This is a genomic window from Solirubrobacter phytolaccae (assembly GCF_027587195.1).
GTDB lineage: Bacteria > Actinomycetota > Thermoleophilia > Solirubrobacterales > Solirubrobacteraceae > Solirubrobacter > Solirubrobacter phytolaccae.
On sequence record NZ_JAPDDP010000042.1, the window covers coordinates 30,725 to 47,349 of the forward strand.

At 70.6% G+C, this 16,625-nt stretch carries 10 protein-coding genes; 3 read left to right on the forward strand and 7 right to left on the reverse strand.

Annotated elements, in window-relative coordinates:
• Nucleotides 1-99: 99 nt before the first annotated feature.
• Nucleotides 100-1,509, forward strand: a complete 1,410-nt coding sequence (locus OJ997_RS21240; RefSeq protein ID WP_270027240.1) for a PKD domain-containing protein — start codon at nucleotides 100-102, stop codon at nucleotides 1,507-1,509.
• Between the two features lie 232 nt (nucleotides 1,510-1,741).
• On the opposite strand, the gene OJ997_RS21245 is transcribed toward OJ997_RS21240, so the two are convergent.
• Genes OJ997_RS21245 through OJ997_RS21255 form a run of 3 tightly spaced genes read right to left on the reverse strand, consistent with a single transcriptional unit; the run spans nucleotide 1,742 to nucleotide 4,319 of the window.
• The gene (locus tag OJ997_RS21245; RefSeq protein ID WP_270027241.1) at nucleotides 1,742-2,632 is read right to left on the reverse strand and encodes an ADP-ribosylglycohydrolase family protein; all 891 of its coding nucleotides are present in this window, start codon (nucleotides 2,630-2,632) and stop codon (nucleotides 1,742-1,744) included.
• Entirely contained in the window at nucleotides 2,629-3,402 is a 774-nt protein-coding gene (locus OJ997_RS21250) for an ABC transporter permease (protein ID WP_270027242.1), read from the reverse strand. Before OJ997_RS21250 ends, OJ997_RS21245 begins: the two co-directional genes overlap by 4 nt.
• Nucleotides 3,399-4,319 (reverse strand): ATP-binding cassette domain-containing protein, encoded by a 921-nt coding sequence (locus OJ997_RS21255; RefSeq protein WP_270027243.1) that lies wholly within the window; start codon nucleotides 4,317-4,319, stop codon nucleotides 3,399-3,401. The genes OJ997_RS21250 and OJ997_RS21255 overlap by 4 nt, the downstream gene beginning before the upstream one ends.
• 34 nt (nucleotides 4,320-4,353) lie before the next feature.
• Here OJ997_RS21255 and OJ997_RS21260 point away from each other — a divergent pair, with 34 nt between their 5' ends.
• Together OJ997_RS21260 and OJ997_RS21265 are read left to right on the forward strand one after the other, a co-directional pair.
• A complete protein-coding gene (locus tag OJ997_RS21260) occupies nucleotides 4,354-5,115 on the forward strand; it encodes a TetR/AcrR family transcriptional regulator (protein WP_270027244.1) in 762 nt (253 codons plus the stop codon).
• Between the two features lie 105 nt (nucleotides 5,116-5,220).
• A complete protein-coding gene (locus tag OJ997_RS21265) occupies nucleotides 5,221-13,272 on the forward strand; it encodes a ThuA domain-containing protein (RefSeq protein ID WP_270027245.1) in 8,052 nt (2,683 codons plus the stop codon).
• A 148-nt stretch (nucleotides 13,273-13,420) separates the two neighbouring features.
• Here the strand turns inward: OJ997_RS21265 and OJ997_RS21270 are convergent, their stop codons facing one another.
• The 4 genes from OJ997_RS21270 to OJ997_RS21285 are packed head-to-tail and all read right to left on the reverse strand — an operon-like array spanning nucleotide 13,421 to nucleotide 16,620.
• On the reverse strand, nucleotides 13,421-14,395 hold the full coding sequence (locus tag OJ997_RS21270) for an esterase/lipase family protein (protein ID WP_270027246.1): 975 nt from the start codon (nucleotides 14,393-14,395) through the stop codon (nucleotides 13,421-13,423).
• The gene (locus OJ997_RS21275) at nucleotides 14,392-14,799 is read right to left on the reverse strand and encodes a PaaI family thioesterase (protein ID WP_270027247.1); all 408 of its coding nucleotides are present in this window, start codon (nucleotides 14,797-14,799) and stop codon (nucleotides 14,392-14,394) included. Before OJ997_RS21275 ends, OJ997_RS21270 begins: the two co-directional genes overlap by 4 nt.
• The gene (gene mgrA / locus OJ997_RS21280) at nucleotides 14,796-15,821 is read right to left on the reverse strand and encodes an L-glyceraldehyde 3-phosphate reductase (RefSeq protein WP_270027248.1); all 1,026 of its coding nucleotides are present in this window, start codon (nucleotides 15,819-15,821) and stop codon (nucleotides 14,796-14,798) included. Before mgrA ends, OJ997_RS21275 begins: the two co-directional genes overlap by 4 nt.
• On the reverse strand, nucleotides 15,802-16,620 hold the full coding sequence (locus OJ997_RS21285) for a DNA-3-methyladenine glycosylase family protein (RefSeq protein WP_270027249.1): 819 nt from the start codon (nucleotides 16,618-16,620) through the stop codon (nucleotides 15,802-15,804). The genes mgrA and OJ997_RS21285 overlap by 20 nt, the downstream gene beginning before the upstream one ends.
• Nucleotides 16,621-16,625: the final 5 nt, after the last annotated feature.

A 16,625-nucleotide genomic window follows, 5' to 3' on the forward strand; every position in this document is an offset into this window, starting at 1 on the left:
AGGGGTGTGGGAGCCTCTCCACGCGCTGGGGAGGCAGCACTCCGCGCCGCTAGAGGTTCCTCTGATGTTGCGGACCGCTCGTCCCGGTGAGATGGAGGCATGCTTCGTCTCTGCCTCACCGCCGCGCTGCTCACGCTCACGCTGACCGCCTCCGCCCAGGCGGAAGTCGTCGTGGCGGGCACCGGCGAGCCCGCGTTCACCAACAGCGCGAACAACACCCAATGGGTGGAGTGGAGCAACAACGGCAACTACCGCGTCGAGTTCCAGCACATCGTCAACGGCGGGCCCGCGCTCGTCGACGGCCCGTACGGCGTGGCGCAGAAGGGCACGACGTCGGTCAACTGGACCGGCATCCCGGGTGTGGCGACGCCGCTGCAGGAAGGCAGCACCTACGGCATCTGCGGGTTCGGCCGCTGGCAGGACGCCTACGGCATGTGGTACCCGGACTTCCAGACCTCGTGCGCGAACGGCAAGCGCACGGCGACCACGATCGACCGCACGAAGCCGACGATCGCGCTCGTCGCCCCGGCCTTCGCGCGTGAGGCGAAGTCGCCGCTGACGATCAACTACGAGGACAACCTCGCGTACCCGTTCGGCGTCGCGTTCGTGTCCGTCGACACGCCGCAGCTGACCGTGCTGCCCGGCTGCGCGCCCATCGCGCAGACCAAGGTCACGAAGTTCGAGTGCGTGGCGACGCTGCCCGACGCCGACGGCCCGCACCAGGTGTGCGCCGCCGTGCCCGACGCGGCAGTGCCGGACAACCCGAACTCGTCGGATCAGAGCGGCACGGCCACCTCGGCCAACCGCTCGGACACCAAGTGCGCGACGGTCACGCTGGACCGTGCCGCGCCGGTGGTCAAGCTGGCCGGCCCGGACGAGCTGCAGGTCGGCCACGCCGGCCTGTTCACGGCGCAGGCCACGGACGCGACGAGCGGCATCGCCACCACGTCGGGCTTCGGCTGGGGTGACGGCTCGAGCACGGCCGGCCTCGACGCCAGCCACGCGTTCGCGAACCCCGGCACCTACCGGCTGCGCTTCAGCGCGACCGACGCGGCGGGCAACACGACCGAGGTGACCAAGGACGTGAAGGTCACGGCGGCGCCGTCGACGCCGACGATCCCGACGACGCCGCCGGTGCCCACGGGCTCCCCGTCCCCAGGCGCCACGCCGGTGCCGGGCACGCCGACGCCGGCGCCGGTCCCGTCGAAGCTCACCGTCAAAGTCGGCAAGGTCACCAAGACCGCCCTGCGCGCCCAGATCACCGGCGCCACCGGCAGCGTGCGCGTGACCCTGCGCCGCGGGCGCACCGTGGTCGCCACCAAGCGCCTGACGATCGCGAACGGGCAGGTGAACCTCAAGCTCCCGCGCTCGCTCGTGGCCGGCAAGCACGCGCTCGAGGTCGTCGCCGGCGACCGCATCGCCACCACCTCCATCAAGCTTGCGGGCAAGAAGGCCGGCGCGAAGGGTTCCCGCGTCGACCCGCAGGGGCAGCGGCCCAAGCTGCCCTAGGAGCCCGCTGAAGGATTCCGGCACGCCTGCTGCAGCACATCCGCGGCGCCTCGCGCCACCCACGGGACTCGACGTGCTGACGCACGCCTTCGCCCGCGGGCGGCCCGAGGCATCCACGGCTGCGCCGCATCAGCCGCACCGCCCATCCTTCAGCGAACTCCTGCCAGGCCCGGGGGAACTCGGAGGCGGCGGCGCGCGTTCGCCGCCTCCGAGTGGGCCGAACGTTGCTCAGTCAATAAACGTCCAGGACGTTTAACTTGTCCGCGAAGGCCAGGATCGCGTCGCGCATGAGCACGCGCTCGCGCCAGTGGGCGGGGATGCCCTCCAGGCCATAGAGCGCGCCGGCGAGCTGGCCGGCGATCGCCGCGGTCGTGTCGGCGTCGTCGCCGAGGTTGACCGCCGCGAGGATCGCCGCCTCGAAGGTGTCGGTGGAGGCGACCGCCCACAGCGCCGCCTCCAGCGCGTCGAGGATGTAGCCGCCGCCGCGGATCTCCGGCGGCGTCTGCTCGCGGAACGAGCCGGCGAGGATCGCCGCGAGCCGGGGATCACCGAGGTCCTCGCGCGGCCGCAGCACCTCGTCCTTGCTCGCGCAGTTGAGCGCTTCGACGAGCAGGATCGCGAACCAGCACGTCGCGTCGATCGCCTCGGGCGCGCCGTGCGTGGTGCGCGCGCTCTCGGCCGCGAACCGCACCGCCGCGTCGACGTCATTCGCGTAGGCGATCGCGACCGGCGCGAGCTTCATCAACGGCCCGTTCCCCGCCGCGTCGGGCGCCGCGTCACCGGGGAACCGCTCGCCCGTGGCCTCGAACCGGGCGAGCGCGGCGGCCGTCGCGTTGCCGATGTCGAAGCACTCGCCCGTCGAGGACCAGTGCCCCTCGCGCCACCAGCGCACGTAGCGCTGGAGCTGGTCGACCGGGTCGAACCCGCCGCGTTCCACCAGGCTCTCCGCGAGGCACAGCGCCATCGACGTGTCGTCCGTCCACGCGCCCGCGGGCAACGCGAACGGTCCGCCACCGACCATGTCGGTCACGGGCGGGAAGCTCCCCGGCGGCGAGAACTCGACGGTGGTCCCGACGGCGTCACCCACCGCCAGCCCGAGCAGGCATCCCCGGAATCGATTCACGCGGCCGAACGGTACCTGGCCACCGCGAGCGGGAAGAAGATCGCCGTCAGCACGAGCGGCCAGACCACGGCCATCAGCACCGCGTGCTCCGCGACCCACGACTGGCTCTCCCAGCCCGGGTTGCCGAACAGCTCACGCGTCGCGGCGACCGTCGAGGAGAGCGGGTTCCACTCCGCGACCGTGCCGAGCCAGCCTGGCATCGAGCCCGGGTCGGTGAAGGCGATCGACAGGAACCCGAGCGGCCACACGAGGATCTGCACCGCCGACACCGCCTCGGGACGCCCGGCGACCAGCCCGAGGAACACGCCCATCCAGATCAGCGAGAAGCGCAGCAGCACGAGCAGGCCGACCGCCGCCAGCGCGTCGAGCACGCCGCCGTGGACCCGCCAGCCGATCGCCCACCCGCACGCCATCAGCACCACCAGCCCGAGGACCGCGTGCAGCAGGTCCGCGACCGCACGGCCGGAGACCACCGCCGCGCCCGCCATCGGCAGCGACCGGAACCGATCCGTGATGCCCCGCTGCGCGTCGGTGACGACGGCCGTCATCGTCGTCTCCAGGCCGAAGACCGTGGTCAGCGCGAGCATCCCAGGCACCAGCAGCTCGGGGTAGTCGTCGCCGTACCCGCCGCGCAGCAGGTAGGCGAACATCACCAGCACGAGCACGGGGAAGAGGAACCCGACGAGCGCGACGAACGGTTGGCGCGCCCAGTGCGACAACGCGCGCAGGGTCAGCGTCCACGTGTCGGCGAACACCCAGCGCAGGCTCATCGCGTCAGCTCCAGGAAGACCTCGTCGAGGGTGGGGCGTCGCAACGACACATCCTCGGCGTCGAGCTCGCCGATCACCGCCGCCAGCGCACCCATGCGGTCGCGGACGGGCGCGCTGACCCGCAACGTGTCGACTTCCGGCGCGACCCCGGAGATCCGCGCGAGCAACGCGGCCGCCGCGACCACGTCGTCGGCGTCGCGCACGACGACCTCGATCCAATCGCCGGCCAGCGCGTCCTTGAGCTCGGCGGGCGTGCCCTCCGCGACCACGCGCCCGCCGTCGACGACCGCGATCCGGTCGGCCAGCCGGTCCGCCTCCTCCAGGTACTGCGTCGTGAGGAGCACCGTCGTCCCCTCGGCGGCCAGCCCGCGCACGGCCTCCCACACCTCCAGCCGCGAACGCGGGTCCAGCCCCGTCGTCGGCTCGTCGAGGAACAGCACGTCCGGCGCCACCATCAGCCCGGCGGCCAGGTCCAGCCGTCGCCGCATCCCGCCCGAGTAGCCGCTGACGGACCGGTCCGCGGCGTCCTCCAGGTCGAAGCGCTCCAGCAGCTCTTCCGCGCGCGCTCGCGCGCGTGAGACGCCCAGGTGCAGCAACCGACCGAAGAGCACCAGGTTCGCGCGCCCGCTCAGCGCCTCGTCGACCGCGGCGTGCTGGCCGACGAGCCCGATCCGCCGCCGCACGCCCGCCGGGTCGCGCCCCACGTCCACGCCCGCGACGACCGCGCGGCCGGCGTCCACCCGCGCGAGCGTCGCCAGCACGCGCACGGCGGTCGTCTTGCCCGCGCCGTTCGGTCCCAGCACCCCGCACACCGACCCCGCGGGCACGGCGAGGTCGAGCCCGTCGAGCGCGACCGTCTCGCCGTAGCGCTTGCGCAGTCCGTCCGCTTCGATCGCCATCTTCTCTCCGTACGCCATACGGAGTACCGTACACCATACGGAGTTAAACGCCATGACCGAATTCAGCGGCAGCGGTGATCCCGTTCGCAGCCTCGAGCTGCTGTGGCGGGTCCAACCGGCACCCAAGCGCGGCCCCAAGCAGCGCCTCGACCTCGACCAGGTGATCGAGGCGGCGATCGCGCTCGCCGGTGAAGTCGGCCTCGCGGCGCTCTCGATGCGCAAGGTCGCCGAGCGGCTCGGCGTCGGGACGATGTCGCTGTACACCTATGTCCCCGGCAAGCCGGAGCTCCTGGACCTGATGCTCGACACCGCGGTCGACCCGCCCACGCCGCTCCCGGACGGCGGTTGGCGCGCCAGGCTCGAGCACCTCGCACGCGAGAACTGGGATCGCTTCCACCGTCATCCGTGGTTGCTCGAGGTCACGCCGCTCCGTCCCGTGCTCGGCCCGAACACGATCGCCCGCTACGAGCACGAGCTCTCCGTGCTCGAAGGCATCGGGTTGACCGACATCGAGATGGACTCGGCGCTCGTCCTGGTCAGCGCGCACGTCGAGTCCTCCGCCCGTCGCGCGCTCGAGGCCAAGCAGGCCGAGCAGCGCTCAGGCCTGACCGACGAGGAGTGGTGGAACGCTCGGGCGCCGGTGCTCGAGCGCGTGCTGGAGCCTGAGCGCTACCCGATCGCCAGCCGTGTCGGGGCGGCCGCCGGCGAGGCCCACAACGCGGCGTTCGCGCCCGAGCATGCGTTCGTGTTCGGACTGTCAACCGTGCTCGACGGGATCGAATTCCTCATACAAGCCAGGGCTTCCGACGCCTGAGTTCGGATGTTCTCCCAACTTTTACCGAAGCGGCTGGACTTCTACCTGCGCATTTGAAATAAGTCGTCGTTCAGGAGAGTGGAGTTCAACGGAGGAGAGCCGTTAATGCGCAGGATGCGGTACGCGCTGCTCGCGGTCGTCGCTGCCATCGCGTGGGCGATGTCAGCTTCACCAGTCCGGGCAGCTGAGACGGTCGTCATCGATGCCGTCGACTCGCCGGCCCAGGTCTGGAGCCCGGCCAACAGGACGATCAAGGTGGGCGACACCGTCCGCTGGGAGTTCGACCAGGCGCAGGCAACGCACAGCCTGAAGTCGCAGGGAGCGAACTGGACCGCGCCGATCAATGAGATCCGCGAGGTCAACGGAGCGCCGATCAGCCGGACGTTCACCGCGACCGGCACGTACGACTTCCTGTGCGATCTGCATCCCGGGATGACGGGCAAGATCACGGTCGAGGCCGCGAACTCGCTCAGCAAGGTCCTCGTCTTCTCGAAGACCGGCGGCTTCCGCCACGACTCGATCCCGCAGGGCATCGCGGCGGTCCAGGCGCTCGGCGCGGCCAACGGCTTCACGGTCGACGCGACCGAGGACGCGGCCGCGTTCACCGCCGCCAACCTCGCGCAGTACGACGTCGTCGTCTTCATGTCGACGACCGGCGAGATCCTCAATGACGCGCAGCAGACCGCGTTCGAGGGCTACATCAAGGCCGGCGGCGGCTTCGCCGGCGTCCACGCCGCCTCCGACACCGAGTACAGCTGGCCGTGGTTCGGCGAGCTCGTCGGCGGCTACTTCCGCAACCACCCGCCCGGAACGCCCACGGCGGCGGTCGACATCGAGGACGGCGACGAGCCCTCCACGACCGGCCTCCCGACGCGCTGGACGCGCACGGACGAGTGGTACAACTTCCAGCACCCGGTCACGCCCGCGATCAACGGCAACACCACCGTTGCCGACTACAGCCCGCGCGCCCGCCAGGTGAAGGTCCTCGCCACGGTCGACGAGTCGACCTACGACGAGCAGGACGGCAACACGATCGACGACGACCATCCCGTCGCGTGGTGCTCGAACTTCGACGGTGGCATCTCGTGGTACACGGCCATGGGGCACACCCAGGCCTCGTTCACGGACACGCAGTTCCGCCAGCACCTGCTCGGCGGCCTGCGCACCGCGGCCGGCGTCGCGGGCGACTGCGGTGAGCAGCGCACGCCGCCGCCGACGTCCGAGGACTTCGAGAAGATCACGATCAACAACGACACGAACGCGCCGATGGAGATCGACATCGCCAACGACGGGCGAGCGTTCTACATCGAGCTCGACGGTCGTGTCCAGATGTGGAACCCGACGACGCAGGTCACCACCACCGTCGGCACGATCCCGGTCACGCTCAGCCATGAGAACGGCCTGCTCGGCATCCAGCTCGCCGAGAACTTCGATCAGACCGGTCACATCTACCTCGCCTACTCCGCCCTGCCGGACGCCAGCGGCCAGAACCGCGTCTCGCGCTTCACGCTGACCGGCAACGTGCTCGGCAGCGAGCAGATCATCTACACCTGGCAGCATCAGCGCCAGGAGTGCTGCCACACCGGCGGCTCGCTCGAGTGGGGCGCCAACGGCGACCTCTACATCTCCACGGGCGACAACACCAACCCGTTCGCGCACGGCTTCAACCCGACCGACGAGCGGGCGGGCCGGCAGATCTGGGACGCGCAGCGCACCTCGGGCAACACCAACAACCCGAACGGCAAGATCCTGCGCATCCGGCCGATCCCGAACGCCACCGGCACCGCCGGGCTCGGGACGACCTACACGATCCCGCAGGGCAACCTCTTCGACGAGGCCGCCGACACCACCAACCGGACCCTGCCCGAGATCTACGCGATGGGCTTCCGGAACCCGTTCCGGATCCACTACGACAAGAAGACCGGCTGGATCCTGATGGGCGACTACGGCCCGGACGCCGGCTCCACGGACCCGAACCGCGGTCCGCAGGGCTCCGTCGAGTGGAACGTGGTCAAGCAGCCCGGCAACTACGGCTGGCCTTACTGCATCCGCGAGAACGTCGCCTACAAGGACATCACGTACACGTCCGACTCGGGCGGCACGGTCAAGGGCGACTACAGCTGCTCGAACCCCGTCAACGACTCGCCCAACAACACGGGCCTGACGAACCTCCCGCCGGCGATTCCCGCGTCGATGTGGATGGGCTACTCCGAGACCGACACCCGCTTCCCGGATCTGGGCGGCGGCGGTGCCCCGATGGGCGGCACGCGGTACTACTTCGACGAGGACTCGGACTCGGACACCAAGTTCCCGCGGTTCTACGACGGCCAGTGGTTCATCGGCGAGTGGAACAACGACTGGATCAAGACGGCCGACCTGAACAACCAGGGCCTCGTCACCGGCGTCTCCAACTGGGCGCGCACCACGGGCTACATCAGCCCGATGGACATGGAGTTCGGCCCTGACGGCTCGCTGTACGTCGTCGAGTGGGGCCAGGGCTTCGCGGAGAACAACGCGGACTCGGGCGTCTACCGCGTCGACTACATCAGCGGCTCGCGCACACCGATCGCCGCCGCGGCCGTGAACAACGACGCGGTGCCGGTCGGCACCACGGTCCAGTTCTCGTCCGCCGGCTCCAACGACCCGGACGGCACGGCGCTCACGTACCTGTGGAACTTCGGGGACGGCACGCCGACCTCGACCGCGCCCAACCCGAGCCACCAGTACACGGCGGCCGGCACCTATGACGCGACGCTGACGGTCACGGACGAGTCCGGCGCCACGGCGGTGGACACGGTCCGCGTCGTCGTCGGCAACCAGCGGCCGGTCGTCACGATCGAGCTGCCCGAGAACGGCAAGATCGCCGACTTCGGGGACAAGATCCCGTACAAGGTCTCCGTCACCGACCCGGACGGCGGCTCGACCGGCGCCGGCACGATCCCCTGCAGCGCCATCCGCATCGAGGTCAAGCTCGGGCACGACACGCACGCGCACGAGCTCTCGACGCTGAACAACTGCGAGGGCACGTTCACGGTCACGAGCGTGGACGGCCACGGCGTGAACGCCAACGTGTTCACGGTCGTCACCGCGAGCTACACGGACGCGGGCAACGGCCCGGCCGCCGGTGTCACCGGCTCCGCCGAGGCGATCCTGCAGCCCAAGCTCAAGCAGGCCGAGTACTACCTGACCACCGGCCGCACGGCCGACGGTCGGGGCACGGGTGACCCGGGCGTGACCCAGGAAGCCACGACGGACGTCGGCGGCGGCAACGCGGCCGCGTTCATCGAGGACGGCGACTGGATCTCGTTCAACCCGTACAACCTCGAGGACCTCACGAAGGCGACGTTCCGCGTGGCCTCGGCCGGTGCGGGCGGCATCATCGAGCTGCGCTACGACGCAGCCGACGGCCCGCTCGTCGCGGCGACCCCGCTCATCGCGCCCACGGGCGGCTGGCAGACGTGGCAGGACGTCACGATCAACCTGCCCACCACCATCCCGCAGGGCACGCACCGCCTGTTCATCGTGTTCCGTCACCCGACGAACACGGGCTCGCTGATGAACCTGAACTACTTCAAGTTCACCGGCAAGGGCGCGGCGATCACGGCACCGCCGGAGGTCAACGCCACGGCCGAGCCCGTCAGCGGGGAGGCGCCGCTCAACGTCGCCTTCAACGCCGACGCGACCGACGCCGAGGGCGAGGCGCTGACGTACGCGTGGGACTTCGGCGTGCCCGGCACGGACGCTGACAAGTCCACCGAGAAGGCGCCGAACTACACCTACACGACGCCGGGCAACTACACGGCGACCGTGACGGTGACCGACGCGTCCGGCGGCAAGTCCTCGGACACGGTCGAGGTCCGCGTGACGCGGCCGCTCGACGAGTGCCCGACGGGCCCGGTCCGCTCGGACGAGTTCGACGGCAACGCGCTGGACGGCAAGTGGACCGTCACGCGGCCGGACGCGGCGAACCCGCTCAGCGTCTCGGGCGGCGTGCTGAACCTGCCGATCTCACCCGGCTCGATGTACGGGGCCGGCACGACGGCGAAGAACATCGTCACCCAGGACCTGCCCGACGGCGCGTTCACGGCCACGGCGAAGATCTCGGCGAGCGCGCTCACCGAGAACTACCACCAGGCCGGCCTGCGCGTGTGGGCGGGCGACGACAACTGGGCGTCCGTGCACATGATCTACGCGGGCTCGGGTCGTGACATCGAGTTCATCACCGAGACCAACGGCAACCCGCGCAACGAGGCCACCGACAAGCTCGGCGGCATCCCGGCCGACGCTCCGCTCGACTACTACGTGCGGATCATCTCCGACGGCTCGAACCTGACGGCGGCGTACTCGTACGACGGCACCACGTTCACCCCCGTCGGTCGCCCGGTCTCGCTGGCGACGTTCACCGACGCGAAGATCGGCCCGGCGGCGCTGTCCGACCAGGCCGTGACCACCCCGGTGGCGCGCTTCGACTGGGTCCGGTTCGATCCGGACGGCTCCGGTGGCGGCGGGTCCGAGGGGATCGTCGACGACTTCGACGGCACCGAGCTCGACGCCGCGTGGTCGCGGGTCCGAGCGACTCAGGCCGCGGTCGTCGGCAGCGGCACCCTGCAGATCCCGGCTCGCCCGGGCGACATCTACCAGACCCGCAACGACGCGCAGGACCTGATCGTCCGCGACGCGCCCGACGGTGCTTGGCAGGCCATCACGAAGATCAACTTCGAGGGCACCGCCCAGTACCAGCAGGCCGGGATCATGGTCTACGGCAACGACGACAACTTCACGAAGTTCGGCCGCATCGCGCACAGCACGGCCGGCGACGAGAAGTTCGAGTTCATCAACGAGGTCAACGCGGTCGCACGCAACGAGGCCGCCGACTCGACGGCCAACATCCCGGCCACCTTCCCCGACGACTTCTGGCTGCGCCTGACGTCGGACGGGACCAACGTGGTCGGCCACTACTCGACCGACGGCACCACGTGGACCGCGGCCGGGCGACCGGCAGTGCTCCCGGCGGACGCGAAGATCGGCCTGTTCGCGTTCTCCAACGACGGTGTCGGCAACCCCGTGGCGGCCTTCGACTCCTTCACCCTCACCGGTGACGAGGTCGGCGGTGGCGGCGGTGGCGGCGGTACGCCGTCCGGCCCGAGCTACGACGACCAGTTCGACGGCGCCTCGCTCGACAAGACGCGCTGGGACGCCATCGTGCGTGACAACCCGGCCGAGTACAACCTGGCCGGCGGCGAGTTCAACCTCACGCTGACCCAGGGCGACATCTACACGGGCGACACCACGCCGCCGCCGAACGGCTTCATCCTCCAGGACGCCTCGCACGCCGGCGCGGACTGGGTGATCGAGACCAAGATCAGCGACTACACCAACGACGGTGGCTACGCCCAGGGCGGCCTCTTGGCCTACCTCAACGGCGACAACTACGTGAAGTTCGACGTCATCACCGACCCGAACAACACGCGCGCGAACCGGATCGAGCTCCGCTCGGAGGTCGCCGGTGCGATCCAGCAGCCCGAGACGAACGCGAACCTCACGGGTACCCAGGTCAACGGGCCGTTCTGGCTGCGGCTGACCAAGGCGGGCAACAACTACTCGGGCGAGTACTCGTTCGACGGTGTGGCCTGGACGCCGTTCCCCGGCGGTCCCGTGGTGAATCCGATGGCCTCGCCGGACTTCGGCATCTTCGGGTTCAGCCCGCAGGCAGCCGGTGTCGGTGACGTCGTCTCGTTCGACTACTTCACCCTCAACGGTCCGGACCCGAGCAGCTGCGAGCAGTGCGACGGCCCGGGTGACGCGTTCGACGGCGACACGCTGAACGCGGAGCGGTGGAACGCCAACGCCCACGACGACCCGACGAAGTACGCGGTCGCCGACGGCGCGCTGAAGGTCACCACGACCGCCGGCGAGATCTACCAGGGCTCGACCGGTGGCGGCCCGCTGCTGCTGCAGGCCGCTGACCACGCGGGCGCCGACTGGGTGTTGGAGACCAAGCTCACCAACACGCTGGACGGCGGGTACTCGCAGGGCGGCATCCTGGCCTACGGCGACGACAACAACTACGTCAAGATCAACGCGATCTCCGACGAGAACAACGCTCAGGTCAACCGCCTGGAGCTGCGTTCGGAAGTCGGCGGCACGGTGAGCGCGACGCCGACCGACCCGGCGGTCACGGCCGCCCAGGGCCACGGTCCGATCTGGCTCAAGCTGACCAAGTCCGGCAACACGTACTCGGGTCAGTACAAGTTCACGGAGACCGGGGAGTGGCTGAACTTCTCCGGCACCGTGACCAACGCGATGGTCGCGCCGAAGTTCGGCCTCTACACGCAGGGCGTGCAGCAGGCCGGCGACACGGTGACGTTCGAGTACTTCTCGGTCGACGGGGACGCCACCGGCTGCCCGCCCACCGACGAGAACGAGCCGCCGACCATCGAGTCCGCCACCGCGACGCCGACGTCCGGCTTCGCCCCGCTCGAGGTCAAGTTCGACGTCACCGCCTCTGACGAGGACGACGACGACCTGACCTACAGCTGGGACTTCGACGGCGACGGCGACTCGGACTCCACCACGGAGGATCCGACGCACACCTACACCGCGGCCGGCACGTACGAGGCCGAGGTGACGGTGAGCGACGGTGAGGACGAGCGCACGCGCACGGTGACGGTCACCGTGTTCGGCGCGGACGATCCCGAGGCACGCTTCCGCGTGCTGGTGTTCTCGAAGACGACGGGCTTCCGCCACGACTCGATCGACGAGGGCATCGCGGCCGTCCGGGCCCTCGGCACGGCGAACGACTTCCAGGTCGACGCCACCGAGGACGCGGGCGTGTTCAACGCCGCCGCGCTCGCGCACTACGACGCGGTGATCTTCATGTCCACCACGGGCGACCCGCTCAACGCCGCGCAGCAGACGGCGTTCGAGAACTACATCAAGGGCGGCGGTGGCTACGTGGGTGTCCACGCGGCGGCCGACACCGAGTACGAGTGGCCGTTCTACGGGCAGCTCGTGGGCGCGTACTTCCAGAGCCATCCGGCCGGTACGCCCACCGCGACGGTCCGTGTGGACGACCTGGATCACCACTCGACCCTGGGTCTCCCGAACCCGTGGCCGCGTGTTGACGAGTGGTACAACTACCAGTCGCCGGTGAACCCGGTGGTTGGCGGCGGCGGGGCGGACTACAGCCCGCGCGGCCAGGTCCACGTGCTGTTGACGGTGGACGAGACGACGTACGAGGAAGGCGACGGCAACACGACGGATGACGACCATCCGATCTCGTGGTGCCAGCGCTACCAGGGTGGCCGCTCGTGGTACACGGGCCTCGGTCACACGGCCGCGACGTTCAGCGAAGCGGACTTCCTCAAGCACTTCCTCGGCGGCATCGAGGTCGCGGCCGGCGCCGTGGCCGACGCCGACTGCGGCAAGCAGGGTGGCAACCAGCCGCCGGCGGTGAGCATCCAGCGCAATCCGGCTGGCGACGTCTTCCCGGGTGACCCGGTGGCCTTCACGGCGACCGCGACCGATCCGGACGGCGACACGCTCACCTACGAGTGGGACTTCGGCGACGGCGGCACCGCGACCACCAAGGACGCGATGCACACCTACACCGAGCCCGGCGTCTGGTACGCCAAGCTCACCGTCCGCGACGGCCGCGGGGGCAGGGATCAGGCGCTGATCCCGGTCAACGTCCAGCCGTACGGCGGCGAGAACGAGGAAGAGGTCGGCGTCGGCGGGCTCGTCCCGGGCACGCTCGCCCTCGACATCAAGGGCTCGGCCAACCTCGGCGTGTTCACCCCGGGTGTCGCCCGGGACTACACGGCGAGCCTGGCCGCCACCGCGACTTCGTCCGCCACGGCGGCCGAGCTGACGGTGCGCGACCCGAGCGCGAACGCTCCGGGTCACCTGGTCAACGGCAGCAGCTCGCTGCCGCAGGCCCTGCAGATCCGCGCGACGGACGCGGCCAACCCGAGCACGGCGTTCGCGCCGCTGCCGGGCACCGCCAACGCCCGCCTGCGCCTCCTGTCGTTCCCGACCCCGGTCAGCGGTCACGAGCTGGAGATCGACTTCAAGCAGTCGATCGCGGCGAACGACCAGCTGGTGACGGGCGGCTACGGCAAGGTGCTGGTGTTCGCGCTGTCGGCGACGACGCCGTAGGCGTGTGAAGAACGGCCGGGGCGGGCTCCCATTGACCCGCCCCGGCCGCTTCACCCTCCCCTAACGGGGTTGTCGTCGAGAGGGCGAAGTTGTGCCCTGAGGGTACGCTAAATGAGACGAAGGCGCCGCTGAATGCGGCGCCTTTCGTTTAGTTGGCGGCAGAAAGCCAGCGTTCGAGCTGGCGGTGCACCGCCGGGTGGCGCAAAAGCGCCAGGTGGTGCGTACTGCCGAGATCCAGTAGGTCGCCCTCGCCGCGGGCGCTCGCGGTGCGCACGAGCGCGTCGCCGAGCAGATGGCCGACGACGTGCGTGTCGCGCGCGGTGACGGTCGCGGCGACGAAGCCGTGGCGCGCGCCCGGCAGGAGTGGGTCACGGACACCGCGGCGCAGGTCGCGGATGCCGGCGCTGCGCCGCCCGAGGAAGCGGGCGAACGGGCGCGTCTCCGGGGCGCGCTCCAGTACGCCGACCATCGCGTGGACGGCCTGCTCGAGCGGCGCGCCGTCGTGCGGCGTGCCGAGCGAGATCGTGTGTGAGACGCGCGACGTCCACTCGCCGCCGTGCGCGCAGGCGCTGCGCGCGACGAGCCCACCCATCGAGTGCCCGACGAGCGCGATCCGCTCGACGTCCCAGTCCAGCGCCTCGATCAACTCGCCCAGCGCGACGCCGTTGTCGGCGATCGGCAGGCCCGTGTTGTACCGGACGTACACCGGCGTCCAGCCCGGCAGCCGATCGCCGTACGGCTCGGCGCCCCAGGCCAGCTCGGTCTCGCCCAGCCCGTGCACGAACACGACGACGTCCGGCGTGCGCGGTGACCCGATCCGCTCCGCCGCCATCGAAATCGCCAGCGGGCTGCCCTCCGCCGCCAACGCGTCGCCGAACAGCCCGTTCAGCGCGCCCAGGACGACGGGCGAGGGCTCCAGCGGCAGCGCGCGGGCACCCGCCCACAACCCGCCGCTCACGGCGGTGTACGTCCCGCGCGTGATCAGGTCGTGCAGCACCCGCACCGGCAGGGCCGGGGGCCCGAGCGCGCGGAACACGCGCCCGGAGATCGCGGCGTGCACCTCGCCGATCCCGCGCGGGACCGCCGAGAGCTCGTCGGCGAGCAGCCGGCCCAGCGCGGTCACGAGCCCAGCGTCACCACCGCGGCGCCGGTCGCGACGAGCCGGTCGTCCGGCTCCGTCACGCGCACGTCGACGAACACGAGGTTGCGCCCGCGCTTGCTCACGACCCCGACGGCCGTCAGATCCTTCCCGCGGGCTGCGGCCACGTAGGACACGGTGAGGGACACCGTAGCGCCCTCCATCGACCGCGGCTCGGCATCGTCGGCCCAGGCCGCCGACACCGCCGCCATATCGATCAGCGACGCCAGCGCGCCCCCGTGGACGACGTCGGCGATCGTCGTCAGCTCCGGCCGGAAGGGCAGACGCACCGCAGCGCGATCGACGCCCACCTCGACGAGCTCGATGCCGAGCAGCGCCACGAACGGCGAGCTCGGCAGGAACTGCGCGATCAGCTCGCGGCGCTTCACGCGAAGCTGGACTGATCCCAGATGTTGATGCCGGCGTCGACCGCGTGGCGGTCGATCTCCGCCAGCTCGTCCTCGCTGAACTCCAGGTTCTCCAACGCGGCCACGTTCGTCTCGAGCTGCTTTACCGACGACGCGCCGATCAGGGCGGACGTCACGCGCGGGTCGCGCAGCACCCAGGCGATCGCCATCTGCGCGAGCGCCTGCCCGCGCCGCGCCGCGATCTCGTTCAGCGCGCGCACGTGGCGCATGTTGTCCTCGGAGATGAAGTCCTTCTTGAGGAACCCGTCCTGCGCGGCACGTGAGTCGTCCGGGATGCCGCCGAGGTAGCGGTCGGTCAGCATGCCCTGGGCGAGCGGCGAGAAGGCGATGATGCCCAGGCCGGACGCCTCGCACGTGTCCAGCACCTCGGGCTCGATCCAGCGGTTGAGCAGCGAGTAGGACGGCTGGTGGATCAGCAGCGGCGTGCCGAGCCGGTTCGCGATCGACACGGCCGCGGCGGTGCGCTCGGCAGAGTAGGACGAGATCCCGGCGTACAGCGCGCGACCGGAGCGGACGGCGGTGTCCAGCGCGCCGATCGTCTCCTCCAGCGGCGTGTGCGGGTCGTAGCGGTGCGAGTAGAAGATGTCGACGTACTCGAGCCCCATCCGCTCCAGCGACTGGTCCAGCGACGCGAGCAGGTACTTGCGCGAGCCCCACTCGCCGTACGGGCCGGGCCACATGTCGTAGCCGGCCTTGGTGGAGATGATCAGCTCGTCGCGGTACGGGCGCAGGTCCTCGCGCAGGATCCGGCCGAAGTTGATCTCGGCGGACCCGGCCGGCGGGCCGTAGTTGTTGGCGAGGTCGATGTGCGTGATGCCGAGGTCGAACGCGCGGCGGATGATGTCGCGCTGGTTCTGCAGCGGCGTGTCGTCGCCGAACCGGTTCCAGAGCCCGAGGCTGATCGGGGGCAGCTGGATGCCGCTGCGTCCACAGCGGCGGTAGGTCATCGAGTCGTATCGGTCTTCAGCGGGGGCGAAGGGCATGCACTGATTCATATCGCGCGCCGCTCCTCCAACCGATCGCGATCATGTACTGCGCAGCAAGTCCTTGCCACGGCGCGTAGCGGTCCAGCGCCTCCCGGAACGCGTCCTCGCTGACGCTGCCGGTGCGCACGCCGATCATCCGCGCGTAGGCGTTGCGGATGCCGACGTCCCGCGCGAGGGCCACGTCGTAGCGCCCTTCGCCGAAGAGCTGCAGCTGCGCGAGGGTCCACTCGCCGACGCCGCTCACGGTCCCGGCGCGCTCGATCGGCACCCGCGCGACCCGCGCCAGCGTGCGGGCCTGCGTCGGCGCGAGCCCGCACGCCTCCAGCGCGGCGGCGTTCTCGAAGGCGGCGCGCGGCGGCGCCGTCCACAGCCCCGATTCGTGCTGGACCCCGTGCGCGCGCGTGAATGCCCACGCGATCTGCCCGGCGCGCTGCACGTCGATCAGCTGGAAGATCACGCCCCAGGCCAGCGCCTCGAACGGGTCCGGGACGCGCAGGACCCGCAGCTTCGGCAGCCCGCGCATGACCCGGCCGAGCAGCGGATCGCTCCGAAACGCGCGGTGGAACGGCGCGAGGTCGTCGTCGAGCGCGAGCATGAACCGCAGCCGCTCGACCGCGCGCTCGTGGGAGCCGCGCAGGTGGACGCGGTCCCCCTGCCAGGCCGCCTCGGCCAGGTGGGGCTCGCCGTCGATCACCATCGCCCGCCGCGCGATCCCGCGCTCCACCCGCAGCAGGCTTCCGTAGCCGACGCCACGTGGTGGTTCGCTGGGCCACAACGGCTTGACCACGACTTCCATAGGCT

What these genes read in the sequence shown, in the direction of transcription:
- OJ997_RS21250 (WP_270027242.1), bottom strand. Translation starts at nt 3,402, where the DNA reads ATGAGCCTGCGCTGGGTGTTCGCCGACACGTGGACGCTGACCCTGCGC.
- mgrA (WP_270027248.1), bottom strand. Translation starts at nt 15,821, where the DNA reads ATGCCCTTCGCCCCCGCTGAAGACCGATACGACTCGATGACCTACCGC.
- OJ997_RS21255 (WP_270027243.1), bottom strand. Translation starts at nt 4,319, where the DNA reads ATGGCGTACGGAGAGAAGATGGCGATCGAAGCGGACGGACTGCGCAAG.
- OJ997_RS21240 (WP_270027240.1), top strand. Translation starts at nt 100, where the DNA reads ATGCTTCGTCTCTGCCTCACCGCCGCGCTGCTCACGCTCACGCTGACC.
- OJ997_RS21260 (WP_270027244.1), top strand. Translation starts at nt 4,354, where the DNA reads ATGACCGAATTCAGCGGCAGCGGTGATCCCGTTCGCAGCCTCGAGCTG.
- OJ997_RS21265 (WP_270027245.1), top strand. Translation starts at nt 5,221, where the DNA reads ATGCGCAGGATGCGGTACGCGCTGCTCGCGGTCGTCGCTGCCATCGCG.
- OJ997_RS21285 (WP_270027249.1), bottom strand. Translation starts at nt 16,620, where the DNA reads ATGGAAGTCGTGGTCAAGCCGTTGTGGCCCAGCGAACCACCACGTGGC.